The organism is Sphingomonas kyeonggiensis (assembly GCF_014204495.1).
GTDB classification, from domain to species: domain Bacteria; phylum Pseudomonadota; class Alphaproteobacteria; order Sphingomonadales; family Sphingomonadaceae; genus Sphingomonas; species Sphingomonas kyeonggiensis_A.
Genome location: NZ_JACHLN010000002.1, coordinates 282026 through 306565, shown reverse-complemented (window position 1 = coordinate 306565; position 24540 = coordinate 282026). Strand labels below are relative to the sequence as shown.

At 67.6% G+C, this 24540-nt stretch carries 20 protein-coding genes and 1 tRNA gene; 9 read left to right on the top strand and 12 right to left on the bottom strand.

Annotation, left to right across the window (positions count from 1 at the left end):
• Nucleotides 1-83: 83 nt before the first annotated feature.
• The 6 genes from HNP52_RS09055 to smpB all read right to left on the bottom strand — a co-directional run bounded on the left by HNP52_RS09055 (nt 84) and on the right by smpB (nt 6989).
• Nucleotides 84-314: a hypothetical protein gene (locus HNP52_RS09055; RefSeq protein WP_184165757.1), complete on the bottom strand. Its 231-nt coding sequence runs from the start codon at nt 312-314 to the stop codon at nt 84-86.
• Nucleotides 315-784: 470 nt separating this feature from the next.
• The gene (locus HNP52_RS09050; RefSeq protein WP_184165754.1) at nt 785-1147 is read right to left on the bottom strand and encodes a response regulator; all 363 of its coding nucleotides are present in this window, start codon (nt 1145-1147) and stop codon (nt 785-787) included.
• Nucleotides 1148-1188: 41 nt separating this feature from the next.
• Nucleotides 1189-3588, bottom strand: coding sequence for a response regulator (locus HNP52_RS09045; protein ID WP_184165751.1), 2400 nt, complete (start codon nt 3586-3588; stop codon nt 1189-1191).
• 52 nt (nt 3589-3640) lie between these two features.
• Nucleotides 3641-5719: a M13 family metallopeptidase gene (locus tag HNP52_RS09040; RefSeq protein WP_184165748.1), complete on the bottom strand. Its 2079-nt coding sequence runs from the start codon at nt 5717-5719 to the stop codon at nt 3641-3643.
• 237 nt (nt 5720-5956) lie between these two features.
• Nucleotides 5957-6454: a DUF2062 domain-containing protein gene (locus HNP52_RS09035; protein WP_184168264.1), complete on the bottom strand. Its 498-nt coding sequence runs from the start codon at nt 6452-6454 to the stop codon at nt 5957-5959.
• Nucleotides 6455-6506: 52 nt separating this feature from the next.
• A complete protein-coding gene (gene smpB / locus HNP52_RS09030) occupies nt 6507-6989 on the bottom strand; it encodes an SsrA-binding protein SmpB (protein WP_184168263.1) in 483 nt (160 codons plus the stop codon).
• Nucleotides 6990-7214: 225 nt separating this feature from the next.
• On the opposite strand from smpB, the gene HNP52_RS09025 reads away from it, so the two are divergent.
• The 5 genes from HNP52_RS09025 (at nt 7215) to HNP52_RS09005 (ending at nt 12258) form a co-directional block, all read left to right on the top strand.
• Complete coding sequence (locus HNP52_RS09025) at nt 7215-7376, top strand: hypothetical protein (protein WP_184165745.1); 162 nt, start codon at nt 7215-7217, stop codon at nt 7374-7376.
• A 50-nt stretch (nt 7377-7426) separates the two neighbouring features.
• Nucleotides 7427-9190, top strand: a complete 1764-nt coding sequence (recJ, locus tag HNP52_RS09020) for a single-stranded-DNA-specific exonuclease RecJ (RefSeq protein ID WP_184165742.1) — start codon at nt 7427-7429, stop codon at nt 9188-9190.
• A gap of 82 nt (nt 9191-9272) precedes the next feature.
• A tRNA-Glu gene (locus tag HNP52_RS09015) sits at nt 9273-9347 on the top strand.
• A 424-nt stretch (nt 9348-9771) separates the two neighbouring features.
• A complete protein-coding gene (locus HNP52_RS09010) occupies nt 9772-10464 on the top strand; it encodes a galactosyltransferase Lgt5 (protein ID WP_184165739.1) in 693 nt (230 codons plus the stop codon).
• Between the two features lie 3 nt (nt 10465-10467).
• Nucleotides 10468-12258, top strand: a complete 1791-nt coding sequence (locus tag HNP52_RS09005; protein ID WP_184165735.1) for an ABC transporter ATP-binding protein — start codon at nt 10468-10470, stop codon at nt 12256-12258.
• Here the strand turns inward: HNP52_RS09005 and HNP52_RS09000 are convergent.
• The gene (locus tag HNP52_RS09000; protein WP_184165733.1) at nt 12255-12968 is read right to left on the bottom strand and encodes a Stf0 family sulfotransferase; all 714 of its coding nucleotides are present in this window, start codon (nt 12966-12968) and stop codon (nt 12255-12257) included. The two genes, HNP52_RS09005 and HNP52_RS09000, sit on opposite strands and share 4 nt — an antisense overlap.
• Before the next feature lie 283 nt (nt 12969-13251).
• Between HNP52_RS09000 and HNP52_RS08995 the strand changes: the two genes are divergently transcribed.
• Together HNP52_RS08995 and HNP52_RS08990 are read left to right on the top strand one after the other, a co-directional pair.
• Complete coding sequence (locus HNP52_RS08995) at nt 13252-15090, top strand: CmcI family methyltransferase (RefSeq protein ID WP_184165730.1); 1839 nt, start codon at nt 13252-13254, stop codon at nt 15088-15090.
• Nucleotides 15087-16037: a UDP-glucuronic acid decarboxylase family protein gene (locus tag HNP52_RS08990; RefSeq protein WP_184165727.1), complete on the top strand. Its 951-nt coding sequence runs from the start codon at nt 15087-15089 to the stop codon at nt 16035-16037. The genes HNP52_RS08995 and HNP52_RS08990 overlap by 4 nt, the downstream gene beginning before the upstream one ends.
• Nucleotides 16038-16079: 42 nt before the next feature.
• Here the strand turns inward: HNP52_RS08990 and HNP52_RS08985 are convergent, their stop codons facing one another.
• Both HNP52_RS08985 and HNP52_RS08980 read right to left on the bottom strand, forming a co-directional pair.
• On the bottom strand, nt 16080-16844 hold the full coding sequence (locus HNP52_RS08985) for a LytTR family DNA-binding domain-containing protein (RefSeq protein WP_311768432.1): 765 nt from the start codon (nt 16842-16844) through the stop codon (nt 16080-16082).
• Complete coding sequence (locus tag HNP52_RS08980) at nt 16841-17932, bottom strand: sensor histidine kinase (RefSeq protein WP_184165723.1); 1092 nt, start codon at nt 17930-17932, stop codon at nt 16841-16843. The genes HNP52_RS08985 and HNP52_RS08980 overlap by 4 nt, the downstream gene beginning before the upstream one ends.
• A 189-nt stretch (nt 17933-18121) precedes the next feature.
• Here HNP52_RS08980 and HNP52_RS08975 point away from each other — a divergent pair, with 189 nt between their 5' ends.
• On the top strand, nt 18122-18436 hold the full coding sequence (locus HNP52_RS08975; RefSeq protein ID WP_184165720.1) for a hypothetical protein: 315 nt from the start codon (nt 18122-18124) through the stop codon (nt 18434-18436).
• Here the strand turns inward: HNP52_RS08975 and ssuD are convergent.
• The 3 genes from ssuD to HNP52_RS08960 all read right to left on the bottom strand — a co-directional run bounded on the left by ssuD (nt 18433) and on the right by HNP52_RS08960 (nt 23126).
• Nucleotides 18433-19641, bottom strand: coding sequence for an FMNH2-dependent alkanesulfonate monooxygenase (gene ssuD / locus HNP52_RS08970; RefSeq protein WP_184165717.1), 1209 nt, complete (start codon nt 19639-19641; stop codon nt 18433-18435). The two genes, HNP52_RS08975 and ssuD, sit on opposite strands and share 4 nt — an antisense overlap.
• A 69-nt stretch (nt 19642-19710) precedes the next feature.
• Nucleotides 19711-20154: an Rrf2 family transcriptional regulator gene (locus HNP52_RS08965; protein ID WP_184165713.1), complete on the bottom strand. Its 444-nt coding sequence runs from the start codon at nt 20152-20154 to the stop codon at nt 19711-19713.
• Nucleotides 20155-20252: 98 nt separating this feature from the next.
• On the bottom strand, nt 20253-23126 hold the full coding sequence (locus HNP52_RS08960) for a TonB-dependent receptor domain-containing protein (protein ID WP_184165710.1): 2874 nt from the start codon (nt 23124-23126) through the stop codon (nt 20253-20255).
• 229 nt (nt 23127-23355) lie between these two features.
• Here HNP52_RS08960 and HNP52_RS08955 point away from each other — a divergent pair, with 229 nt between their 5' ends.
• The gene (locus HNP52_RS08955; RefSeq protein WP_184165708.1) at nt 23356-24453 is read left to right on the top strand and encodes a membrane dipeptidase; all 1098 of its coding nucleotides are present in this window, start codon (nt 23356-23358) and stop codon (nt 24451-24453) included.
• Nucleotides 24454-24540 lie beyond the last annotated feature (87 nt).

Genomic DNA, 24540 nt, shown 5'->3' with positions numbered 1-24540 from the left:
GTTTGCAGCCCGGCAGCCGTTGAATCGCCCGTCTCTCCGCTGAGCGACTACTAGTAGCTGGAAGCGGCCATTGGCTCACTGAGCTACGATTTGCCGATCGCTTCGATCAACTGGATGATGGCGCCAATGCAGATGAGGCCGACGGCGAATATGTTGAAGGCCATCAGCCAACGGTAGCGCTTTGGCTGGGCATCCCTCGAAAAAGAGAAGCCTCGCGCTGACGCGACCCCTCGGCGAAGATCGCGCCTGATGAACCAGATGCCATAAACCCCGAGAGCAAAAATTGCGGCGGTGAAAAGGATGCTGGCTGCCATCGCCGGATCATATGCCGGTCAGAGGGGGACGCAATGTCCGCAATCGGGGCACTTGCAGTCGGCCTGCTTCCATGAGGCTGTCGCCCGGTTTGCGGCAGCTCCGTGCGGAGCGGTATCGGCGATGGTGGCTGGCCTGATGGTTTCCCGGCGGAAGTCGGGGGCCAGGGTAACAGGCGATCCAGCAGAGAAACCCTGGGCCCCGGCTTTCGCCGGGGAGCTGGATGGGAGCGGCGCTTCCCCCATGTCGTCATCCCGGCGGACGCCGGGATCTCAGACTAAGGCGCGGGAAGGAACCGCATGCCCCAGGAGCGGATTTGCCGAATGTCGGTAATCTCTGCGGTGCCCCGGCGAAGGCCGGGGTCCAGTTGCAACGTCATTCGAGAGGATAGTCCACCCCAACCCACTGCGCCGAAACTGGGCCCCGGCCTTCGCCGGGGAACGGGATGGCTATGGGAAAGGCTGGAGGAAGCTCAGTCCGCCGCGACGAGGCTGTCGAGGACCTTCTCGACGCTGTCCATGGTGAAGGGCTTGGAGAGCACCGGACGGTTGCGATAGTCCTCGCGGATCATGTCCCCTGCCCCGCCGGTGGCGAGGACGAAGGGGATGCCGCGCGCGGCGAGCGCGTCGGCGATCGGCCAGCTGGTCTCGCCGCCGCGCAGGTTCACGTCCATGATCGCGGCGTCGATGCCGCCGGCTTCGACCAGCGCCAGCCCGGAGGCGACGCTGTCCGCCGTACCCGCGACGACGCGATCAAGCGCGTCGAGGAAATCCTCGAGCATCATCGCGATGAGCGGCTCGTCTTCGACGATCAATACTTTCTGGGGCCCCGACATATGCGCGTTCAATCGCAAAAAAGTTCCGGGACGCCAAGAGCTTATTTCGGACCAAGCACATCGCGGGCGGCTTCGGCAAGTTGCTGGACCGAAAAGGGTTTCGGCAGGAATGCAACTTGCTCCAGATCAATCGACTTGCGGAGCTGTTCTTCGGCATAGCCCGACATGAACAGGATCGGCAGGTCCGGATATTTGGCGCGGATGCGGCGCGCCATGCTCGGCCCGTCCATCACCGGCATGACCACGTCGGAGATCAGCAGATCGGGCCGGTCGATCGTCTCGATCAGCTCGAGCGCGGCCTCGCCATTGTCGGCGGTGACCACGGTATAGCCCTGGCGGGTGAGCGCGCGCTCGGCGATGGCGCGGACCATGTCCTCGTCCTCGACGACCAGGATCGTGCCGGTGCCCCAGGTGTCGGCGGGCTTTTCCTTGATGCCCGGCACCAGCGCGGCCACCGGCGCCTCGGTCGCGGCATGGACCGGAAGGTAGATGGTGAACTCGGCGCCGCCATGCGACCCGTTGTCAGCGAAGATGAAGCCGCCCGACTGCTTGATGATGCCGTAGACGGTAGAGAGGCCGAGCCCGGTGCCCTTGCCGACTTCCTTGGTGGTGAAGAAGGGCTCCCAGATCTTGGCGAGGATCTCGGGCGGGATGCCGGTGCCGGTGTCGGAGACGCGCACGGCGGTATAGTCGCCGACGGGCAGGACATCGTCGTCCATCTGGCGGACTTCGGATGCGGGCACCGCCATCGTCTCGATCGTGAGCGTGCCGCCACCATTGGGGCTCTTCGACAGCATCGCGTCGCGGGCATTGACCGCGAGGTTGACCACGACCTGCTCGAGCTGGCCGGGATCGGCGCGGACCGGGCCGAGATTGCGGCCGTGCTTGACCTCGAGGCGGACGGTCTCGCCGAGCAGGCGCTTGAGCAGGTTCGAGACCTCGGAGATCACGTCGGGCAGCTGGAGCAGCTGCGGGCGCAGCGTCTGCTGGCGCGAGAAGGCGAGCAGCTGGCGGGTCAGCGAGGCGGCGCGGTTCGAGTTGGCGCGGATCTGCTGGATGTCGTCATAATCGCTGTCGCCGGGCGAATGGCGCATCAGCATCAGGTCGCAATGCCCGATGATCGCGGTGAGGATGTTGTTGAAGTCGTGCGCGACACCGCCGGCAAGCTGGCCGACCGCCTGCATCTTGGTCGCCTGGGCGACCTGGCGCTTGAGCTTGGACTCCTCGCCCGAATCCTTGAGGCTGATCAGGACCGCGGCGTCGCCGAGGCCGCGCGCGCCGGCGATGCCGATCGAGACGGGCTCGTCGGGGGCGTCGGACATGCGGACGGTCATCTCGGCCGATTGCGGCGCGCCACCGGCGAAGCGGCGGACCGCGTCGGCCAGCGCCGACTTGTCCTCGCGCACGACCAGGTCGCCCGGGTAGAGCGGCGGCGCGGCGGCGTTGACCCGGGTGGCGCGGACGAACGCGTCGTTCATGCTGACGAAGCGGCCGTCGCGGTCGACCAGCGCCAGGCCGAGCGGCAGCAGCGCGATCAGCGAGCGGACATGCGCGCCGGCGCTGGCGCCGATCGCGGGGGTCGGCGCATGGCCCTGCTCCTCCTCGTCGAGCAGGGCGACGAGCAAGGGCGCATCCTCGCCGTCGAGGAACGGGATCTGCAGGACGCGGAGCGGATTGCCCTCCAGCCCCTCGCGCTCGAAGCGGACCAGGCCGAGGCTGTCGGTGATCAGGAAGCGGGCGAAGTCCCTGCCCTCCACCGCCGCCTCGCCGCTGCCCATGGCGCGCAGGCGAAACACGCGGTTGGCGGCGCGGACCCGCCCCTCGGGCGAGACCATCGCGGTCATGATGCCGGAGGACCCGAGCCGATCGCCGGTATGGCCGTCGATCAGCGCCCGGACCTGGCTGGCGAGGTCGAGCGCCTGGACGCCGATGAAGCGCCAGACCAGCGACTCGTCGCCGACGCGCTGGACGCGGACGGAGACGGGGGCGCCGAACACCTGGATGCCGTCCTCGCGCGCCTCGCCATCGCGCCAGGCGGTGCGGGCGGCGGTGCCGAGCGCGGCGACCGCGGCGTCGCTGATCGGCAGGTTGGGCGGGGTCGGCCAGCCGGCGAACAGCGCCTCGAACCGGTTGTTGGCGCAGACCAGGCGGCCGGCGCGATCGGTGACGGCGAGCGCATCGTCGCTGGCGGCGGCGAGCGCCTGGGCGACCGACCAGTCGACCGGCTGCTCGGCGGCGGTGTCGCTATGGAAGAGCCTGCGCGCGCCGAGCAGCACGCCGGCGGCCAGCACGCCCGCCGCGACGAAGCCGACCGCGACGGCGCGGTCGTTCAGCGTCAGCAGGATCACCGCGCCCGCCAGGATGCCGGCCAGGATCGCGCCGGCATAGGGCAGCCAGCGGCGGGACGGCGATACGGGGGTGTGAACGGGCAGCGTGGCCATGCGCCCGTGTGAGGCGGCGCCGCTTGCGGGTCAAGCGGCGCCGTACGTCACTTTACCAGATCCGGACGCGCTTTTCGGGCGTCAGGAACAGCTTGGTGGTCGGATCGGGGTTGTAGGCGCCGTACCAGGGATCGAGGTTGCGCACGACCCAGGCGCGCTGCTGCGACGGCGAGTGCGGATCGGTGAGCAGGCGCTGGCGCAGATTGGCCTCGCGATAGTTGCGGCGCCACACCTGGGCCCAGCCCTGGTAGAAGCGCTGGTCGCCGGTGAAGCCGTCGAGCACCGGCGCGGCCTGGCCGTTCAGCGAATGCTTGTAGGCGTCATAGGCGACGGTGAGGCCGGCCAGGTCGGCGACATTCTCGCCGAGCGTCAGCGCGCCCTTCACATGCATGCCCGGCAGCGGCTCATACTGGTCATACTGGGCGACCAGCGCATCGGTGCGATCCTTGAACGCCTTGACGTCCGCCGGCGTCCACCAGTCGGTCAGGCGGCCTTCCTTGTCGTACTTGGCGCCCTGGTCGTCGAAATGGTGGCTCAGCTCATGGCCGATCACCGCGCCGATGCCACCGTAATTGACCGCCGGATCGGCGTTCGGGTCGAAGAAGGGCGGCTGCAGGATCGCGGCCGGGAAGACGATCTCGACCATGCCGAAATTGGCATAGGCGTTCACCGTCATCGGGGTCATCCCCCACTCCCAGCGGCGGATCGGCTGGCCGAGCTTCGAGACATTGTCGTCATACTGCCAGTTGTTGGCGCGGACATTGTTGCCGAACGCGTCGCCAGCGGTGATCGTCAGCGCCGAATAGTCCTGCCAGCGGTCCGGATAGCCGATCTTCGGGGTGAAGGCGGCGAGCTTGGCATGCGCCTTGACCTTGGTCTCGGGCGCCATCCAGTCGAGCTGATCGATGCGGCGGTCCATCGCGGCGATGACGTTCTTGACCAGCTGGTCGGCCGCCTTCTTCGTCTCGGGCGGGAAATACTTGGCGACATAGAGCTGCGACAGGTCATCGGACAGCGCGCCGGTGGTGAAGTCGGTCGCGCGCTTCCAGCGGGCTTCCTGCTCGGGCGTGCCCGACAGGGTGGTGCCGTAGAAAGCGAACTGCTCCTTGTCGAAGGCGCTGGGCAGCACATCGGCGAAGCCGTCGAGCGTGCGGACCAGCAGCTGGTCCTTGAGCACCGCGAGCGGCGCCTGCTGGATCGCCTTCGCGATGCCGGTGAAGGCGCTCGGCTGCGCGACGATGACGGTGTCGACGTTCATCTTGCCGGCGGCGAGCATCGCCTTGAAGTCGAAGCCCGGGGCCAGCTTCTGCAGCTGGGCGACGGTCATCTTGTTATAGGTCTTGTTGCTGTCGCGGCTCTCGACCCGGGTCCACTGGACCGCGGCGATCCTGGTCTCGAACTCGACGATCGCCTTGGCGCGGGCGGCGGCATTGGGCTCGCCGGCATTGGTCAGCTGGGTGGCGAGATGCTTTTCGTACGCAGCCTTGGTCTCGACGAACTTGGCGTCCTTCGAGAGGTAATAGTCGCGGTCCGGCATGCCGAGGCCCGACTGGGACAGGTTCACCGCATAGACTTCGGGGTTCTTGTCGTCCTGGCCGATAAAGGCGGCGAACGGGCCGCCGACGCCGTTGCGGCGGGCGGCGGCGGTGAGCGCCGGATAGCCGGCCTTGGTGCTCAGCCCCTTGATCTGGCCGATCCAGGCCTGGGCGGGTGCCAGCCCCTTGGCGTCGATCGCCGCGGTATCGAGATAGGTCGAATAGGCGGTGCCGATCTTCGACGACGGATCGTTCTTCACGCCCTCGAGGATTTCCTGAGTCTGCTTCTGGGCGTTGTCGGCGAGGATGTTGAACGCGCCGTAGTTCGACTTGTCCGACGGGATCGGCGTGTTCTTCGCCCAGGTGCCGTTGGCGTAGCTGTAGAAATCGTCGCCCGGCTTGATCGCGCTGTCCATGCCGGCGATGTCGAAGCCATAGCTGCCATAGACGGGCTTGGGCTTTTCGGGCGGCGCAACCTCGGCCTCGGTGACCGGCGCGGCTTCGACCGGGGCGGTCGGCAGCGGCTGGTTGTGCGCGCAGCCGGCGAGCAGCACGGGCGCGGCGAGGAAGGTCGTGGTCAGAAGCGACAGGCGCATGGGGAACCTCTGGGTCGGTTGGATGCGCGCTGTCTTATACCGTCGATACGCCTCGTCAATCGATTGGGCGCAACATTGTTACGTTGTGGGGACTGATTGTGTTTCCGGGGTGTGTGCCTGCTGGCAGGTGCGCCATTCTTACCGCTCCCCGGCGAAAGCCTGGGCCCAGAGTCACAAGCGACACGGCAGAGAAACCCTGGGCCCCGGCTTTCGCCGGGGAGCAGAGGAGCCAAAAACCTAAGCCCCTGCCCGCGCCGCCTGGCGGCGCTTCCACTTTCGCGCGATCCATAGCCGCCACGCCAGCGCCGTGCCGAAATAGCCGATCAGCGCGAGGATGAAAGTGATCGTGATCAGCCCGGTCAGCGTCGCGGGACCGGCCTGGTGGACCAGCCAGTCGCTCCAGCTCTGCTCGATCACCTGCGCCTTGGCCACCACCTCGCCCGGACCGATCATCCAGCTGCCGAGCCAATAGGCCGCCACCCAGAGCGGCGGCGTGGTGAAGGGATTGGTGACGAAGGTGGTCGCGGCGGCGGCCGGGATATTGGCGCGCAGCGGCAGCGCGAGCACGGCCGAGGCCGGGATCTGCCCCATCGGTACCAGCACGCCGGTGACCATGCCGAGCGCGACGCCGCGCGGCACCGACCGGCGGGTGAAGCGCCACAGCGACGAATGCATCACCCGGTTCGCGACCGGGCGCAGCCAGCGATTATTCTCGACCGACTCGCGGCTGGGCATCGCCTTGTCGAGCCAGCGGCGGAAGCGCGAGGTGTGCGCCGCGGGCGCGGGATCAGTCACGGCCGCCGCGGAGCAGGCGCCCCTGCTCGCGCTTCCAGTCCCGCTCCTTGATCGACTCGCGCTTGTCATGCGTCTTCTTGCCCTTTGCCAGCGCGAGCTCGACCTTCGCGCGGCCCCGTCCGTTGAAATAGATGGACAGCGGCACCAGGGTCATGCCCTCGCGCGCCACCGCGCCATGGAGCTTGTTTATCTCCCGCTCATGAAGGAGCAATTTACGGGGACGCTTGGGCTCATGGTTGAAGCGGTTGCCATGGCTGAATTCGGGGATGTTCGAATTGACCAGCCAAACGCCGCTGTCCGTCACTTCGGCATAGGCTTCGGCGATCGAGCCCTCGCCGAAACGCAGCGACTTCACCTCGGTGCCGGTCAGCGCGATGCCGGCTTCATAGGTGTGCTCGATGAAGTAATCGAACCGCGCGCGCCGGTTCTCGGCGACGGTCTTCACTTTTTCCTGGGCGGGACGTGGGCGGGCCATAAGAGGCGCGATGTAGGCGCGGAACGCACGAAGCGCCAGCCCGGTCCGGCACGAAGCGACAGCGTGCCGTAAATGCGGTGAAGCGAAGTCCTTGCTTGATCCAGATTGTCGCGAAAAATGGCGGATACGCATATATACGGAGGCATTGGCGCCTTCCCTGAAATCGAGCACGGCGCCGAATGACAGCAACTGGAGAGCTGCCGCTTGAAGCCGGAGCTTTTCGATATGCATCCGCCGAATGATCGAGAATATCTCGAACGCCGCCAGCGCATGAGCGAGGAAAAGGCGCGTACCGCAAGCGACCCGGGCATTGCCCGGATCCATGGCGAGTTCGCCGCGGCCTATGCCCGCCGGCTCGCGCAGCAGGCTGCGCCTGTGGCCGAGTAGGGCGTGGCGCGCGATGGACAGGGCCCCTGCCCTGTTCCATAGCTGTTCCGATGTCCGTCGTACTCAATATCCAGCGTTCGATCACCGGCCAGCCCTGGCACTGGCGGGGCCTTGCCGGCGACTCGCGCGGCGGGCTGGTGCCCGACGACCTGGTGACGCAGCTGCTGCTGGCGCGCGGCGTGGCGCGCGAGGATCTCGACATGCACAAGGCGCCGAGCATCCGCGCCTTCATGCCCGATCCCTCGATCTTCCGCGACATGGACAAGGCCGCCGAGCGCCTCGCCGACGCCGTGGAGAAGCGCGAACAGGTCGCGATCTTCGGCGATTATGACGTCGATGGCGCGACTTCCGCCGCGCTGCTGATCCTGCTCCTGCGCGACCTGGGCCTCGAGGCGCGGCCCTATATCCCCGATCGCCTGATGGAAGGCTATGGCCCCTCGGGCGAGGCGCTGGTGCGATTGAAGGGCGAAGGCGCCAGCCTGATCGTCACCGTCGATTGCGGCGCGCAGGCTTTCGAGGCGCTGGAGATGGCGCGCGACGCCGGCGCCGAAGTGATCGTGGTCGACCACCATAAATGCACTACCGAGCTGCCGGTCGCGCTGGCGCTGGTGAACCCCAACCGGCTCGACGAGGACGAAGGCGCGGCGCACGGCCATCTGGCGGCGGTCGGCGTCGCCTGGCTGCTCGGCGCGGCACTGGTCCGCGTGCTGCGCGCGCGCGACTGGTTCGCCAGCCGGCCGGAACCCAAGCTGCTCGACCTGCTCGACATCGTCGCGCTCGGCACCGTGGCCGATGTCGCGGCGCTGCGCGGGCTCAACCGGGCATTCGTTGCCCAGGGCCTGAAGGTGATGGCGCAGCGCCGGAACATCGGGCTCAACGCGCTGATCGAGGCCTCTCGCCTCACCCGGGCGCCGACCTGCACCGATCTCGGCTTCGCGCTGGGGCCTCGGATCAATGCCGGCGGTCGCGTCGGGCGTTCGGACCTGGGTGTGCGCCTGCTCACGACGCGTGACCCGCAGGAGGCGCGCGAGATCGCCGAGGAGCTCAATCTCCTCAACGAGGAACGCCGCGCGATCGAGGCGAGCGTGCAGGCCGAGGCCGAGGAAATCAGCCTGCTCAAGGCCAATCATTCGGTCGCGGTGATCGCGAGCAAGGGCTGGCACGCGGGCGTGATCGGCATCGTCGCCGGGCGGCTCAAGGAGAAGCTCGGCCGGCCGGCGATCGTGATCGCGCTCGACGAGGACGGCATCGGCAAGGGATCGGGCCGCTCGATCCCGGGCGTCGACCTGGGCGCGGCGGTGCTCGCGGCCAAGGATGCCGGCCTGCTCAAGGCGGGCGGCGGCCATGCCATGGCCTGCGGCGTGACGATCGAGGCGGACAAGCTCGACGCGTTCGCCGAGTTCCTCGAGGAGCGGCTCTCGGAACGCGTGACCCAGGCGATGGGCGAGCGTGCGCTGCTGCTCGACGCCGTGGTGGCGCCCGGCGGCGTCTGCCCCGACCTGGTCAATGCGATGGAGGCCGGCGGCCCCTATGGCATGGGCTGGCCCGCCCCGCGGGTGGCGGCCGGGCCGGTTACGGTGATCAAGGCCGATGTGGTGGGCAGCGGCGGCCATGTCCGCCTGATCGTGGCTGGGCCGGACGGGCGCAGCATCAAGGCGGTAGCCTTCCGCCAGGCCGATACCGAGCTCGGCCAGGCCCTGCTTTCCGCCCCGCGTCACCGCAAGCTGTGGCTCGCCGGGCGGGCCAGGATCGACGACTGGGGCTCGCGTCCCGCCGCCGAATTGCATGTCGAGGATGCGGCCTGGGCGGATTGAACAAATAATCGGGAAATGGTGCGATGAAGCGCTTGACCGCGTGCCGATCCTTCCCTAACTGGCCGCCTCCACGCTTCGGCATGGCCCCTTCGTCTAGCGGTTAGGACGCGGCCCTTTCACGGCTGAAACACGGGTTCGATTCCCGTAGGGGTCACCATCCTCGGTCTGTCGGCGACCAGGGTGGCGTTCGGGCGCGTTGTCTCTCAGTATATTCTCACATTATTGGCAGCGACGATCGCTGGCGGGGCCCCTTTGCACGTTGCGCTTGATGAAGCCGGACATGCGATCGCGACGCGCGCGAACGATTCGACGCGCCGGAGCGATCCCGCATCCAGGATCCTGGCGGCGGCAGTGTCGCTTCACGGGTTTTCAACCAACGCCGTGCGTCATTGCTACCGAATGGCACTTCACCGCCGCGTTCAACTTAGACATCAAGGATGGCCAACGCTAAGGCCCGTGTCGTGATGCACGGCCAGGGTGGCGGTGTCGCCGGAGGATCACATAGAAGCATGACGGCCTGTACCACGCTCTGGATAGGCCCCTCCCTTTCCCCGCTGGAAAGGGCGTGCTTCCGGTCGGTGATGCGCGCCGGTCATCCGCTGATCCTGTATTGCTATGACGAGCCGGCGGGAATTCCGGAGGGCGTGGAGGTACGCGACGCCGCGACGATCCTGCCGCGCGAAAGCATCATCCGGCATCGGACCGGCAGCGTGTCGCTCTTCTCGAACTGGTTCCGCTACGAGCTCCAGCGCCAGGGCGCCGGGATCTGGATCGATTCGGACATCTACCTGCTGCGTCCGATCACCGAGAACCGCAGCTTCCTGTTCGGCTTCGAGGATGTCGGCATCATCAATACGGCGATCCTCCGGCTGCCGCCGGACTCTTCGCTGCTGAAGCGCCTGCTCAAGATATTCGAGGAGGACAGCGTCCCGGCCTGGCTTCCGCGCCGCCCCCGGCTAAACGCCTGGTGGCGCCTCAAGACGCAGGGACGCACCGGCCTTTCGGAGATGCCGTGGGGCGTGACCGGCCCGCGCGCGCTGACCGCGCTGGCGGCCGAGGAAGGCGTGACTCATTGGGCGCTGCCCCCGCACATCTTCTATCCACTCCACTACACCCAGGCCGACCGGATACTGGATCCCGCATTCTCGCTGGCGGACATGACTGCCAGCGACAGCGTCGCGATCCATCTCTGGAACGAGAATATCAAGCATTTCAAGGACAAGCCGGCACCGCCCGGATCGTTCCTGGCCCAGCTGCAGGCAGAGGGCGCCTAGCCGATGCCCGGCGCCAAGCCTCTGCCGGACGAGACCTTCTTCGCCATTGCCCGGCGCCTGTGGCAAACCATGAACCAGCGCCGCCGGCGGCAGTTCTCGCGCACGCTGGGCCTGATGGCGATCGCCAGTGTCGCCGAGCTGGTCACCATCGGCTCGCTGCTGCCGTTCCTGGCGCTGCTCGTCGCCCCTGAACGGGCCGGCCGCATGGCGGGCGTCCGTTTCTTCGAGCGCCTTGCCGGCCAGGGAAACCTGCTCGACGCCGCGATCATCTGCCTCGTCGTCGCCAGCGTGGCGGGGGGCGTGATCCGCCTTGCCCTGCTCCGGGCCACCAGCAAGCTGACCTTCGGCCTGGCCCATGACGTGGGATCGGAGATTTTCCGCCGGACCCTGCTCCAGCCCTATCTGTTGTTCGCGTCGCGCAATCCCAGCGAGGTCGTCGCCGGCATCGACAAGGTGAACGTGCTCGCCAATTCGGCCTTCCAGCCGGTGATGCAGGGCCTGGTCGCCGTGTTCCTGACCTCGACGATCCTGCTCGCCCTGGTGCTGGTGGCACCGCTGGCGACGCTGGGCGCGGCGGGCCTGGTCATCGCGGCCTATATCCTGTTCAGCGTCACGGTGGGCGGCCGGCTTCGCGGCAACTCGGCCACGGTGGCACGGACGGCAACCGCCCGCATGAAGGCGCTCCGCGAAGGCATGGGCGCGCTGCGCGACGTGCTGATGTGCCAGGCACAGGGGGAATTCCAGGCGCGGTTCGACAAGCTGGACATCGCATTGCGCGAAGCCCAGGCGCAGAACACCTTCGTCACCTCGGCGCCGCGCGTGGTGGTGGAGAGCTCCGCCGTGGCGATCCTCGGGCTCAGCGCGCTCTATTTCAGCACGGTCGAGGGCGGGATCACCGCCGCGCTGCCCACCCTCGGCGCGCTCGGCTTCGGCGCGATCCGCATCCTGCCGCTGGTCAACAGCTCGTTCGTCGGCTGGAGCATGTTCACCAGCAACAAGCGGGTCTTCCTCGACGTGCTGGCGCTTTCGCAGACCCCGGTGATCGCCCAGCACGACGCACCCGCCGTGCCGCTGCCGCTGCAGGAGGGGCTGACCTTCGAAGCGGTGGGCCTCGAATATCCTGGTCGCGGCCAGGTGCTGCACGATATCGGCTTCCATATCCCCTATGGCACCTGGACGGCGCTGGTCGGCCCGACCGGAAGCGGCAAGAGCAGCCTGCTCGACCTGATCGCCGGACTGGTCGAGCCGAGCTCGGGATCGATCACGGTCGGCCGGCAGATCCTGGATGCGAGCACCCGCTCGGCATGGCAGGCGACCGTGGCCTATGTCCCGCAGCAGATATTCCTCTCCGATGGGCCGATCGCCGAGAACATCGCCTTCGGCACCGCCCGGGAGAATATCGACATGGACCGGCTGCACGCCGTCGCCGAGCGCGCGCAGCTGACCCAGTTCATCGCCGGCCTTCCCCACGGGATGGAGACCCCGGTCGGCGACGCGGGCATCCGCCTCTCCGGCGGGCAGCGCCAGCGCATCGCCATCGCCCGCGCTTTGTATCGCGAGGCCCGGCTGATCATCCTGGACGAAGCCACCGGCCAGCTCGACCGCGGCACCGAGCAGGCCGTCATCGAAGGCCTGCGCGCGAGCATCGGCAGCACGGCGAGCGTGCTGGTCGTCACCCATAATCCGGCGGTGGCCGCGGTGTGCGACCAGGTGCTCACCATGACCATGGGCAGGGTGACCAGCGAAACGCCGCCCGCAGCGGCGCAAGCCGGCCGGAACGGCAGCGCCGGCTAGCGCAGCGCGCGCAGCACCGACCTTGCGATCCCGGGCAGCGACCCGTCCTCGAGCTCCGCGATCCGGTCGACGGGACCGGCTTCGGCCAGGTAGCGCTGCTTCCATTCGGCGCTGAGCTCGTCGCGCATGACGCGCCCCGACACCTTGGACCAATCGATCTGCACGTCCGAGACGCCGACCAGATCGGCGATGCGCGTCACCACGTCCTGCGGCTTGTCCACGATCTCGTCATAGGAAATGCTGAGCGGCCGGATGCCATGGGTCGCGAACCAGACGCTCCAGCGCGCCTGCCCCCGTGCGATGTCCTTGAGGGTCGCGGTGATCTGCGCGCGATCATAGGCGGCCGGGCGGGCTTCGCCGGCGCTGCTCTCGTATCGCGAGGTCTGGGCAGCGCGCGCGAGCGATATCGCCTGATCCAGCAGGTCGGCGCGGGTGATATGCACGAACGACAGGTTCGGCAGGTCGCTCACCCAGCGCCACCGGTCAGCCACCCGGGCGTGCACCGAGAAGATCTTGAGGCCGTAGACGCCGTTGTCGCTGGATGCGCGGGCCATCATCATGTCGAGCAGGCTCTCGCCCTTGCCGAGCTGCGCCTCGAAGCGGGGATGGAACCATTCGAACGGATGGCCGAGCACGCCGGTGGACGCGATGGCCTGCTTGAGGAACGTGGTTCCCGACCGTGGTTCGCCACATAACGCATAGCCCCGCATTGCATTCTCCGCTCGATCAGCTCGCGCGCCTATCGCGAAAAAACGACAATGTCAGTCGATTAACGCGCCGCATCCCGGCGACGGAACGATTTTCCCGAAAGGGCGAGCGCCACCCGGAAACCGCATTGACACGGAATTTCCGTGGCCTAACCGGGATCCCAATTCCGTGGTTTTTGGGGGAACCGTCAATGCGGTTTGGGGATCAAGCGGCCAGTACTGCCATGTCTGTCCGCGCTGTGGCGTGCGTTCCGAACCGTGCCGGCAAGGCCGGGTGGGCGCAAGCGTGACGACCGCGAACGAACCGGCGACGGCGCCTTCCCCGGCAACGGGCACCGCCGGCGACGGGACCGGGATCTTCGATCCCCGGCCGGTCGCCCTGCCCGACCGCAGCGACGCCGGCGCGCCGGCCTGCTCGGTGGTGATGACCGCCTATAACGACTTCCGTTTCCTCGACGAAGCAGTCGACAGCGTCCTCGGCCAGGATTTCCAGGACTTCGAGCTGATCGTGATCGACGACGGCTCGGACGATCCCGAGCCGGTCAAGGCGCTCGCGGCCCGCGACCCGCGCATCCGGGTGCTGCTGAACGAGACCAATGTGGGCACCGCAGTGTCCGCCAACCGCGCAATCGCGCAGGCGCGCGGCGACATCATCGTTCGCCTGGATTCCGACGACGTCTCCGAACCCTCGCGGATCGGCAAGCTGGTCGAGGCGCTGCGCGCCGATCCCGAGCTCGGCCTGGTCGGCAGCGCGGTTACCCTGATCGACGAGGCCGGCCGTGCCCATCGTGTCGAGATCATGCCCGAAACCGATCTCGCCATCCGCTGGACGCTGCTGTTCCACAATCCCTTCTACCATTCCGCGACGGCCTTCCGCCGTGCGGCGTTCGAGGCTGCGGGCGGTTACCGTGAAGACGAGCCGGTCTCGCAGGACCATTATCTCTGGTTCGACATCCTGCCGCACACCCGCGCACGCAACCTGGCCGAGCCCCTTACCCGCTACCGCGTGAACTCGCAGGGGCTGACCGCGACCCATCCCACCCACAGCCGGAAGCGCACCGATCCGATCCGCGAGGCGATCTGGCGCGACCTCGGCCTGACCTATGACCCGCACAAGGTGCAATTGGGCAGCGATGCCAGCAATTTCCTGCGGGGCGTGGATATCCGCGAGCCGGAGCGCCGCGACGCGGCCGAAGCCCATATCCTGAAGATGCTCGATCACCTGCTGGCCGAACGCCCGGCGCTGGCCCGGCCCAATGAGCGGCTGGCGATCGACCGGTTCATCACCAAACTCCGGCAGCGCTTTGCCGCGGGGCGCCGCTCCACCCTTGTCCCGCACCGGCTCCGCCGGGCGTGGCAGCTCTCGCGCACCATCGGCGTGGCATCCACCGCGCGCCTGGTGATCGACCGCCTCTCGCGAAAGGCCGCCCCTGCCGCGCCGCGATCCGTTCGCCTGACCAATGTCGGCGAGATGGATCCGGTGACCGCATTGTTCCACCAGGTCTCCCCCTATGAGGGGTTCGATCCCAGCGTCTGGCCCGCCGATGTGCAGGGCTGGGGCTCGGAAGACCCGGTGTTTCTCGAGGTCATGTCGAAGGTGAAGCCGAAGCTGGTCGTCGAGGTCGGCAGCTGGAAGGGCGCCTCCGCGATCCACATGGCCCGGATGGCGAAGGCGCTGCGCCTGGACTGCCGGATCATCTGCGTCGACACCTGGCTGGGTTCGGCCGAACACGCCCTGGGGCAGCGACCCGAATGGCGTGAATCGCTGCAATTCAGGCACGGCTTCCCGCAGCTCTATTTCACCTTCCTGGCCAATGTCGTGCGCGCCGGCGTCGCCGACCGGATCGTGCCGCTGGCGAACAGCTCGGACAATGCCGCGCTGATCCTCGCCGCCAGGAACGTCGCCCCCGATCTCATCTATATCGACGGCGCGCATGAGGAGGATCCCGTCTATCGCGACCTCCACAATTATTGGCGCCTGCTGGCTCCCGGCGGCGCGCTGATCGGCGACGATTTCGGATGGGAGGGCGTGCGGCGCGCCGCCGAACGCTTCGCGGCGGAAACCGGCCTTGAGATCGACGCGCGCGGCGAGAAGTTCATCCTGTGGCAGGCGCAAGGCGAATGAGCGGGAATATCGAACGTGTCCTCGTGACCGGGGGCGCCGGGTTCATCGGTTCGCATCTTGTCGATCGGCTGATCGATCGCGGCGCCCATGTCATCTGCCTGGACAATCTGCTGACCGGCGCGATGGGCAATGTCGCGCATCTTGCCCGGCATCCGCGCTTCGAGTTCCTGCAGCGCGATGTCTGCGAGCCGCTCGATCTCCAGGTCGACGCGATCTACAACCTCGCCTGCCCCGCATCGCCGGTTCAGTACCAGCGCGATCCGGTGCGGACGACCAAGACCGCGGTGCTCGGCGCGCTCAACATGCTGGAACTGGCCAGGCGGAACACCTGCCCCATTCTCCAGGCCTCGACGAGCGAGGTCTATGGCGATCCGCTCGTCCATCCCCAGGACGAAAGCTATAGCGGCAATGTGAACTGCACTGGGCCCCGTTCCTGCTACGACGAAGGCAAGCGGTGCGCGGAGACGCTGTTCTTCGACTATCGCCGGCAATATGGCCTGGCCGTCAAGGTCGCGCGGATCTTCAACACCTATGGTCCGCGGATGCAGCGCGACGATGGCCGCGTGGTCAGCAACTTCATCACCCAGGCGCTCGTGGGCGCGCCGATCCAGCTCTATGGCAATGGCAGCCAGACCCGGTCCTTCTGCTATGTCGACGATCTGGTGGAAGGCCTGTTGCGGCTGATGGCGACGCCCGAAGAGTTCACCGGGCCGGTCAATCTCGGCAATGCCGCCGAGATCTCGATCAGCGCGCTGGCGGAGCGGGTCTTGTCCCTGACCGGCTCTGCGTCGCCGCTGCAGAACTCGCCCCTGCCGACGGATGATCCGCGCCGGCGCATGCCGAACCTCGCGCTTGCCGAGCAGGCGCTCGGATGGCGGGCGGCCATGCCGCTCGACAAGGGCCTGATGCACACCATCGACTATTTCTCGCGCCAGCCCGTGGCGTGATCGAAGCGCGATCGGGACCGGCGCAGCCGCGTCGGTCCCGGTTCACGCCCCCTCGGCACCGAGGCCTAGCCGGGCGAGCACCGCCTTCCCGTAGCTGGGGCCCACCTGCACCTGCGCGCCGTCCCGCATCTCGAGCGCGATCAGTCCCTTGCCCAGCCGCTGGACGCCGCTGACAAGCGCCGGGCGGATGAAGGTCGAACGGTGTACGCGCATGAGCCCGCTCGAGATCAGCAGGGAGTCGAGCACCTTCATCGAGATGCGGTGGATGAAGCTGCGCGTCGCGGTGTGGAGGATGACATAGTCCTTGGCGGCCTCCACCCACTCGATCTGGTCATGGGGCAGCCGCAGCTGGCCGTTCGCCACCTGCACCCAGATCGCCGCGTCGCACGCATCAGGCACGGGAGCGGGCAATGCGGCGAACCGGTCCGCCGCCTCGCGCTGCGCTTGCCGGCGCCGCGCCCGCTCGACCGCCTGGCGCAGGCGATGGAAGCGCACCGGCTTAAGCAGATAGTCGGCAGCCTCGACCTCGAACGCGTCGGGCGCATATTGTTCGAATGCGGTGACGAAGACGATTTCCGGCCTGGCTTCGGCCGGCAGATCCGCCGCGACGCGAAGCCCGCTCTTCCCCGGCATCGAGATGTCGAGCATCACCAGGTCCGGCGTCGTAGCCGCGATCCGCGCCTCCGCCTCGCCGCCGGTGGCCGCGGTGCCGACCAGCTCGACGCCGTCGATATCGGCAAACAGCGCCGCCAGCCGCTTCAGTGCCAGCGGTTCGTCATCGACGAGCAGAACGCGCAACGGCTTCACGCAGCCTCTCCCTGTTGCGGCTGGTGGGTCAGCGGCAGGCGAAGGGTGGAGAGAAAGCCCGGGCTCCGCCGCGCGGTCTCCAGCGATCCCTGGTCGCCATAGAGCGCCTCGAGCCGCTGCCGGACATTGGCGAGGCCCACGCCCGTACCCGGCTTGGCGGCGCCACCGGTGCCGTCGTCCTCCACGGTTATCACGAGATGGCTCCCCTCGGCCCTGGCCTCGACCCGGATCGTCACCGGCGCCGCGCTCGTCGCCACCGCGTATTTGATCGAATTCTCGACCAGCGGCTGCAGCGTGAAGCCGGGCAGCAGCGCGTCCTCGAGCTCGGGCGGGCAGACGAACTCCACCGCCAGCCGATCCCCGAACCGGACGCTCTCGATCTCGAGATAATGCTGCAGCGTCGCCAGCTCGTCTTCCAGCGCGATCACCGCGTCGGGGTCCACCGCAAGCGTGGCGCGCAGGAACTCGGAAAGCTCGGCCAGCATCGCATCGGCCGGCTTGTAGTCGCGGGTCACGATCAGCGAGGAGATCGCGTTCAGCGTGTTGAACAGGAAATGCGGATTGAGCTGGTAGCGCAATGCGGCAAGGCGCGCGGCGGTGGCGGCTGCCTCCGCCCGGCTCGCCGCCTCCCGCACGGCCGCAAGCTCCCGCTCGCGCAGACGGGCAAGGTTGTTCGCCTCGATCACCGTGAACGCGGCGCCGAGCAGCGCGAACTGCCAGACCAGGGCGACGAAATTGGTGAGCGCCCGGATGCCGAACGGCGCGGGCGGCTGGGTCGACGCCATCAGCCGCGCGATCCACTGGCTGGTCACGCCGTCGGTCACCGCCAGCATCGCCGAGGCCAGCACGACGGCGCCGCCGGCAACGGCGAAGCGAAGCACCGGCCGCCGCCCCCGGGCACCGCGCACCGCCAGATACACGCCCCCCGAAAGCAGCGCGCCCAGCAGGCAGATCAGGATGACCGAGACCAGGACATAGGCGGAGAGGCCGGTGAACACCTGATAGGGGATCAGGTAGAGCACGCCCGACAATATCCAGGTGAGCGCAACCAGATAGGCGGCCTGCCGTATCTCGGGTACCAGCTTCATCGCGTCTCGAGCCCCCTTCCGCCCGCCCCATAAGCTATCGCAGGGGCGCTGACGTCCACCTTCGTCTCATCCTTGTCCGCTTTTGTCGCATGCCCCCGTTCGCGCCGCCAGAGCGCCGGGTCCGGTCGCGGCGTCGAAGCACCACGCGCCCGCGCGCGCTAACGCGGGGCCGGGCGTCCGGAGATGATGATGAACAACCGAAGCTTGCCGCGAAGCATCGCCCTGCTCGCCGCCTGCGCCAGCACCGCGCCGGCACTGGCGACCGAGCTGCCCCAGTCCACCGCCTGCACCGCCCCGCCCCGCGCGGCGGAGAAGCGCTCGGCGGCCAGCCATGCCAGCCTGCTCGATGAAGCCCGGCGCACCGGCGCGGGCAATTTCCTCGGACGCGGCCTGATCCCGACCGCGCCCGGCGACGCGCGTGCCGGCAAGCCCTCGGCAAAGGCCGCGCCGGCCGCGGCGCCGGCCAGTCGCCCTGGTACCTGCCCGCCCTCTCCCGAGCGCTAGGTGAACCGCCCCGCCGGCACCGGCTCCTTCGCCAGCCCGTCCGCCGCCAGCTTCACATCGGCCGGGGTGAAGAAGGGCCTGAGCGGCGGCAGCGTGGCACCGCGGCGATGCGGCAGGTTGAGCCTGGGGAAGAGCAGCTCCGCCACGCGATAGGCTTCCTCGAGATGCGGATAGCCCGAGCCGATGATCGTATCGATACCGATATCGGCATATTCCTGCAGCCGCTCGGCCACCGTATCCGGATCGCCGACCAGCGCGGTGCCCGCGCCGGTGCGCACCAGCCCGATGCCGGCCCACAGGTTGGGCGCGATCTCCAGGTTCGCGCGGCTGCCCTTGTGCAGCGCCTGCATCCGCGATTGCCCCACGGAATCGCTGCCCTTGGTGAGGAAGGACTGGAACAGCGCGATCTGCTCGTCGGTGACGTGGCGGATCAGGTCGTTGGCGGCATCCCAGGCCTCCGCCTCGGTCTCGCGGACGATGAAGTGGATGCGCAGCCCGAAGCGGATCGTGCGCCCGCGCTTCGCCGCGCGCTCGCGGACATCGTCGATGATCTCCTTGAGCTGCGACGGCGGCTCGCCCCAGGCGAGATAGACGTCGACATGCTCGGCGGCGATCTCGCGCGCGATCTCCGAGGATCCGCCGAACCAGATCGGCGCGTGCGGCTCCTGGACGAAGGGGAAGATCAGCCGCCCGTCCTCGATGCTGAGATACTCGCCCTGCTGCGTCACCGTCTCGCCGCGCGCGAGCTTGCGCCAGATGTCGAGGAACTCGGCGGTCTGCTCGTAGCGCTGGGTATGGTCGAGGAAGATGCCGTCCTGCGCCAGCGCCTTGGGGCTGCCGCCGGTGACGACGTTGAGCAGCGCGCGGCCGTTCGACAGCCGGTCGAGCGCCGCCGCCTGGCGTACCGCCTCGGCCGGCGCGGTCAGGCCCGGGCGCAGCGCTACCAGCAGCTTGAGGTTCTCGGTGAAGGGCGCGATCGAGGCGGCGGTGATCCACGCATCCGCGCACATCGCGCCGGTGGGCATCAGCACGCCGTAATAGCCGAGCCTGTCCGCCGCCACCGCCACCTGGCGCAGATATTCAGGATCGGGCGCGCGCTCCCCCTCGGGCCAGGCGAGCCGGCGATTGTCACCGCCCGACGGGATGAACCAGAGGAAATTGAGCGGACTGCGCTCCGCCGCGCCTGCACCGATGAAACCCGCCATGGCCGTCACTCCTGCCCTTGGGATGGAGCGCACAGACCAGCCTTTCCGCCGCCGATCGGCAAAGCAGGATTAATTGTCTACATTATAAGTAGAGTTTAGTGCCTCGGGCAGCGGATTGGCCAGGGTGACGCCGTCGAGGATGCGCGCGGTCTCGTCGCGCAGATAGAGCATGAGGTGGTGCAGCCGGCATTCCTCCTCGGCCACGCAATTGTCGCACTTCTCATAGGCGAAGCGGCTCGCACAGGGCACCAGCGCCAGCGAGCCATGCGTCTTGCGGACCAGGTCGCCGATGCGGACCTGCTCGGGCGGCTGCGCGAGCATATAGCCGCCGTCCCTGCCCCGCTGCGAATTGACCAGCCCCTCGCGGTTCATCTCGGAGAGGATGACCGTCAGGAACTTGCCGGGGATGTTCTGCTTCTCGACGATCTCGGCCAGCGGCACCGGGCCCTGGCCATAGCGATCGGCGAGATGCTGGAGCGCGCGGATGGTATAGCGGGTCTTCTGCGAGAGCATGGCGCCGCTCTATGCGCGAGCGGCCCGCCCGATACAATCCGATCGCCCAGCATTCGGATATCCCCGGAGAGCCGCAAGGGCTCCCCGGGGATGCCGCATCAGAAGCGGAAGTCCACGCCCGCATAGAGCAGGCGGCCATAGAGGTCGTAGGTGGTCGCGGAAGTCTGGGTACCCGGGAAGGTCACCAGGCTCGTGTCGCTGAAGATCGGCGGCTTCTTGTCGAACACATTGTCCACGCCGAGATAGAAGGCGTAGCGCGTGCCCAGCGGCTCGAAGCGCACCTGCGCGTCATGGTACCAGAAATCGCCGGTCCGCCGCGGCGTCGCCGAGGTCAGGTCATCGACCACCGACGACAGGTAATTGACCCGCCAGTTGACCGACACGCCGTCGAAGCCGAGCGTCGCCGACGCGTTCACCTTGTCCCGGAAGCCGGTGCCCAGGCGGCCGCAGGCATAGCAGTCGAGCTGGCCGAGTTCGTCCTGGGTCGGCCCGCCCGGATAGGAGGTCTGCTCCTGCTTGAGCAGGTGCGTCCAGCGCAGGTTGAAGTCGATCTTCGCGAACGGCAGCTTGGTCGAATATTGCGCCTGGGTGTCGATGCCCGAGACTTCGAACGAGCCGGTGTTCAGGTTGATCGCGTTGACGCTGGTCAGGTGGCCGGTGTTGTCGCGGACGATGTTGTTGCAGAAGATCGCCTCGCCGCCGCCGGTGTAGCACTCGTCGAGCGAGGTCTGCTGGCCGATGATGCCGATCGCGTTCTCGACCTTGATCTGGTAATAATCGACCGACAGGCTGAAGCCGCGCGCGAAGCGGGGCTGGAAGACGCCGCCCAGGGTGAGCGTCTTGGCGGTTTCCTCGCGCAGGTTCGGATTGCCGCCGGTGAAGCCGTTGATCGTCTGGATCTGCGCGGTCGAGTAGACGAAGCCGCCGCCAGCCGCCGCCGCGGCGATCGCCGGGACCGCGCGGCACGCCGCCGACAGGTTGGTCACCGATATCGGCGCGCCGTCACCATTGCCCGCGCGCTGGTCGCACGGATCGATCACCGCCGGGAACGTCTCGTTCTGCGCCGAATAGAGCTCCGAGATGTTCGGCGCGCGCGTCGCCTGCGAATAGACGCCACGGAAGCGGATGTCGGGGATCGGCGCCCATTCCGCGCCGGCCTTCCAGCTCCACACGCCGCCGACCGTCGAATAGTCGGCATAGCGCGCAGCACCTTCGATGCTCAGGCTGTGGAAGAAGGGCTTGTCCTTCAGGATCGGCGCGTTGAGCTCGATAAAGGCTTCCTTGACGTTGTACGAACCGCGCGTGTCGCTCAGCTGGTTGCCCAGCGTCAGGCCCAGGTTGGTCGCCTCGTCGAAATCCTCGGTGCTCTTCTCATGGCGATACTCGCCGCCGATCGCGAAGCCGAGCGGGCCGCCCGGCAGGCGGAACAGATCGCCCGAGACCGTCGCCGAGACGACGTCCTGCTTCACCCGAGCCTCGTAGCGGGTCTGCTCGCCATTGCGCGTCACATAGGCCGCGGCGGCGGCCGAGACGGTGTTGAAGCCGAAGATGTTGATCGGCACGCAGGCCGCGTCGTTGTTGTTCGGATTGGCATCCGCGTTGATCGCGCAGACCGGCCCGTTCGGGCCCGCCACGGCGTTCAGCGCATTGGCGTAGTTCGGGCCATAGACGGTGCCCGACTGGGTGACGTCGCGGGTCTCGCCATGCGTGTAGTAGACGTCATAGTGCAGCGTCGGCGAGAGGTCGCCGCGGATGCCGGCGACGCCGCGCCAGGTCTCACGATCATTGCGGTTGCTGCGGTCGAAGATGTCGTTCGAACGGCGGCGGAACGGCAGCGCGGTAACCCCGGCAGTGACCATCGCGTTGCGGATCTGGGTGGGGATCAGCGGGTTGGTGATCGGGATGCCGGCAAAGGCCGAACCGTCGGCATAGACCAGGTCGGTCGAGGCCACGGCCTGCGGCTCGAGCGAGCTCTGCGACTTGGACTTGGCGTACTGGAACTCGCCATAGACGGTTGCCGCCGGCGCGATCTCGAACTTGGCGAGCGCCGAGCCGAGATAGCGTTCCACCGGCAGCGCCAGATAGCGATCGAAGTTACGGTTATAGCCGTCGATGTTCGCGCTCTGATACTGCTTGAGGTTGTTCAGCGCGTCATAGGTGAAGGTACCCGCGCCCGGCGCGAAGGTGCCGCTCGGGCTGAACAGGCCCTGTGCCGAGAAGGAGCTGCGATTGGGATTGTCCGTCGCGGAGAAGCTGCGGTCGCGCGAGCGCAGGCCATGGTCGAAATCATAGCTGCCCGACAGCACGATATGGCCGCGGCCATCGGCGAAGCTGGCGCCGGCCACGGCCGAGACCAGCTGCCGGGGCGCATCGCCCTTGTCGCTGACCGTCCCCTGCCCGTGCAGGCGCAGGCCGACGAACTCGTCGTCCAGGATGAAGTTGACCACGCCCGCGATCGCTTCCGAGCCATAGACGGCCGAGGCGCCGCCGGTCACGACGTCCACCCGCTTGATCAGGTCGGTGGGGATCGTGTTCAGGTCGACGATCGACGTGCCCGGAATACCGGCGACGTAGCGACGGCCGTTCACCAGCACCAGGGTGCGCGACGAACCGAGGCTGCGCAGGTTCACCGATGCCTGGCCGTTGCCCGTGGTCGAGAAGTTGGTCGAGGTGCGGCTGATGTTCTGGCCCACGGCCGGCAGGTCCGCGAGCACATCCTGGATGTTGGCGGCGCCGGTGCGCGCGATATCCGCGCTGCTCACCACGGCTACCGGAACCGACGCTGCAAGATCGGAACGCGCGATGCGCGAGCCGGTCACGACGATGTCACCCTGTGATTCCTGGGCATCCGCAGGTGCGGTGGGACCATCGGCCTGCTGTGCATGGGCAACGCCGCCCGCGCATAGCGCAAGCGCGGTCGCCACGGGCGAGACCGCCCGGAACAGAGCCTGTCGATTAGGAAATTGACGCATGTTTCCTCCTGTTGATGCCATTACCCGAAACCCCGCGCGCACGGCTCCGACACACCGTGGTAACGCGGTTGAAACAAGGCTAGGTCAAATCCCACTGGATTAATATGGTATTTTGTGAACGATTGTTTTCGGGTTCGAAACAATTGATTGCTGCCCGCTCGCAGCCGCTTGCGCATCCTTGCGCCGGTCCGGCGATATCGAGTCGGCCAGTTCCTCGGGAGAAAAATGCATGGTGACGCGGCGCGGCGCAGTGATCGGAATGGCGACGACGGCTCTGGCGGCGCCCATGGTCGCCCGGGCATCGCGGGCGCCCCGGCTGTTCTTCGACTCGCTCAGCTTCCTGCCCGAAGACCTGAACGAGATCACCGCCGCCGGGCTGGGTGGGATGATCGCCGACGTCTCCGACCTGATCGAGGTACGCGGCGCGGACGGCGTGCCGCGCTACAGCCGCAACTTCGCGGCGAACGATCCGGCGATCGACCGTGCCGTCGCGAAGCTCAAGGACTCCAAGGTCGCCTGGCTGGCGCGCAAGGGCAGCGAGATCGGCACCCGCCCCGGCTGCGCGGTCTTCCTGCAATTCCAGTCGACCGAGATGATGGGCGACGATCTCGCGCGCATCGCCCATTTCCACGACAAGGGCCTGCGCGTCCTCCAGTTCACCCATCACAACAACACGCAATATGCCGGCGGCGCGCTGGAAACGGTGCAGACCGGGCTCACCCCGCTCGGGATCGAGGGGCTGGAGGAGATGAACCGCCTGCGCATCCTGCCCGATGTATCGCACGGATCGGTGCCGACGATGCTCGAGGCGGCGCGCCGCTCGAAGACCCCGATCGCGCTCAGCCACGGCTCCGCGCGCGCCATCGTCGATCACCCGCGCTGCGCGCCCGATGAAGCGATCCGCGCGATCGCCGAGCGCGGCGGCGTGATGGGCATCTTCATGATGAGCTTCTGGCTCACCCGCAACAAGGTGCCGACCGTCGCCGACTATGTCGCGCAGATCCGCCATGTCGCGCGCGTCGGCGGGATCGACGCGGTCGGCGTGGCCAACGACTTCCCGATGGCCGGCCAGACCAACCTGATCAAGCTGAACAACGACAATGCCAGGGGCGTCGAGGAATATCTCGAATGGTGGCGCGCGTTGCGCCGCCAGGGTGTGCCCGGCTTCGAATGGACGCCCGAGCATGTCGTCATCCCCGAGCTCAACCGCATCGACCGCATGCAGCGCATCGCCGCAGCCCTCACCGCCTCGGGCTTCCGCGCACGCGAAGTCGACAAGATCATGGGCGGCAACTGGCGCCGGTTGCTCACCGACGTGCTCGGCTGAGCTACTCGCCGCACGGCATGTGGATATTATGCCCGCATCCCGCAAAAACTTCGCGAAACCCGATTTTCGTCACATCCCTTGCACATA

Excerpts from the sequence above, each read along its gene's own strand:
- HNP52_RS09055 (WP_184165757.1), bottom strand. The coding sequence starts at position 314 with ATGGCAGCCAGCATCCTTTTCACCGCCGCAATTTTTGCTCTCGGGGTT.
- HNP52_RS09050 (WP_184165754.1), bottom strand. The coding sequence starts at position 1,147 with ATGTCGGGGCCCCAGAAAGTATTGATCGTCGAAGACGAGCCGCTCATC.
- HNP52_RS09045 (WP_184165751.1), bottom strand. The coding sequence starts at position 3,588 with ATGGCCACGCTGCCCGTTCACACCCCCGTATCGCCGTCCCGCCGCTGG.
- HNP52_RS09040 (WP_184165748.1), bottom strand. The coding sequence starts at position 5,719 with ATGCGCCTGTCGCTTCTGACCACGACCTTCCTCGCCGCGCCCGTGCTG.
- HNP52_RS09035 (WP_184168264.1), bottom strand. The coding sequence starts at position 6,454 with ATGCCCAGCCGCGAGTCGGTCGAGAATAATCGCTGGCTGCGCCCGGTC.
- smpB (WP_184168263.1), bottom strand. The coding sequence starts at position 6,989 with ATGGCCCGCCCACGTCCCGCCCAGGAAAAAGTGAAGACCGTCGCCGAG.
- HNP52_RS09025 (WP_184165745.1), top strand. The coding sequence starts at position 7,215 with ATGCATCCGCCGAATGATCGAGAATATCTCGAACGCCGCCAGCGCATG.
- recJ (WP_184165742.1), top strand. The coding sequence starts at position 7,427 with ATGTCCGTCGTACTCAATATCCAGCGTTCGATCACCGGCCAGCCCTGG.
- HNP52_RS09010 (WP_184165739.1), top strand. The coding sequence starts at position 9,772 with ATGCGCGCCGGTCATCCGCTGATCCTGTATTGCTATGACGAGCCGGCG.
- HNP52_RS09005 (WP_184165735.1), top strand. The coding sequence starts at position 10,468 with ATGCCCGGCGCCAAGCCTCTGCCGGACGAGACCTTCTTCGCCATTGCC.
- HNP52_RS09000 (WP_184165733.1), bottom strand. The coding sequence starts at position 12,968 with ATGCGGGGCTATGCGTTATGTGGCGAACCACGGTCGGGAACCACGTTC.
- HNP52_RS08990 (WP_184165727.1), top strand. The coding sequence starts at position 15,087 with ATGAGCGGGAATATCGAACGTGTCCTCGTGACCGGGGGCGCCGGGTTC.
- HNP52_RS08980 (WP_184165723.1), bottom strand. The coding sequence starts at position 17,932 with ATGAAGCTGGTACCCGAGATACGGCAGGCCGCCTATCTGGTTGCGCTC.
- HNP52_RS08975 (WP_184165720.1), top strand. The coding sequence starts at position 18,122 with ATGAACAACCGAAGCTTGCCGCGAAGCATCGCCCTGCTCGCCGCCTGC.
- ssuD (WP_184165717.1), bottom strand. The coding sequence starts at position 19,641 with ATGGCGGGTTTCATCGGTGCAGGCGCGGCGGAGCGCAGTCCGCTCAAT.
- HNP52_RS08965 (WP_184165713.1), bottom strand. The coding sequence starts at position 20,154 with ATGCTCTCGCAGAAGACCCGCTATACCATCCGCGCGCTCCAGCATCTC.
- HNP52_RS08960 (WP_184165710.1), bottom strand. The coding sequence starts at position 23,126 with ATGCGTCAATTTCCTAATCGACAGGCTCTGTTCCGGGCGGTCTCGCCC.
- HNP52_RS08955 (WP_184165708.1), top strand. The coding sequence starts at position 23,356 with ATGGTGACGCGGCGCGGCGCAGTGATCGGAATGGCGACGACGGCTCTG.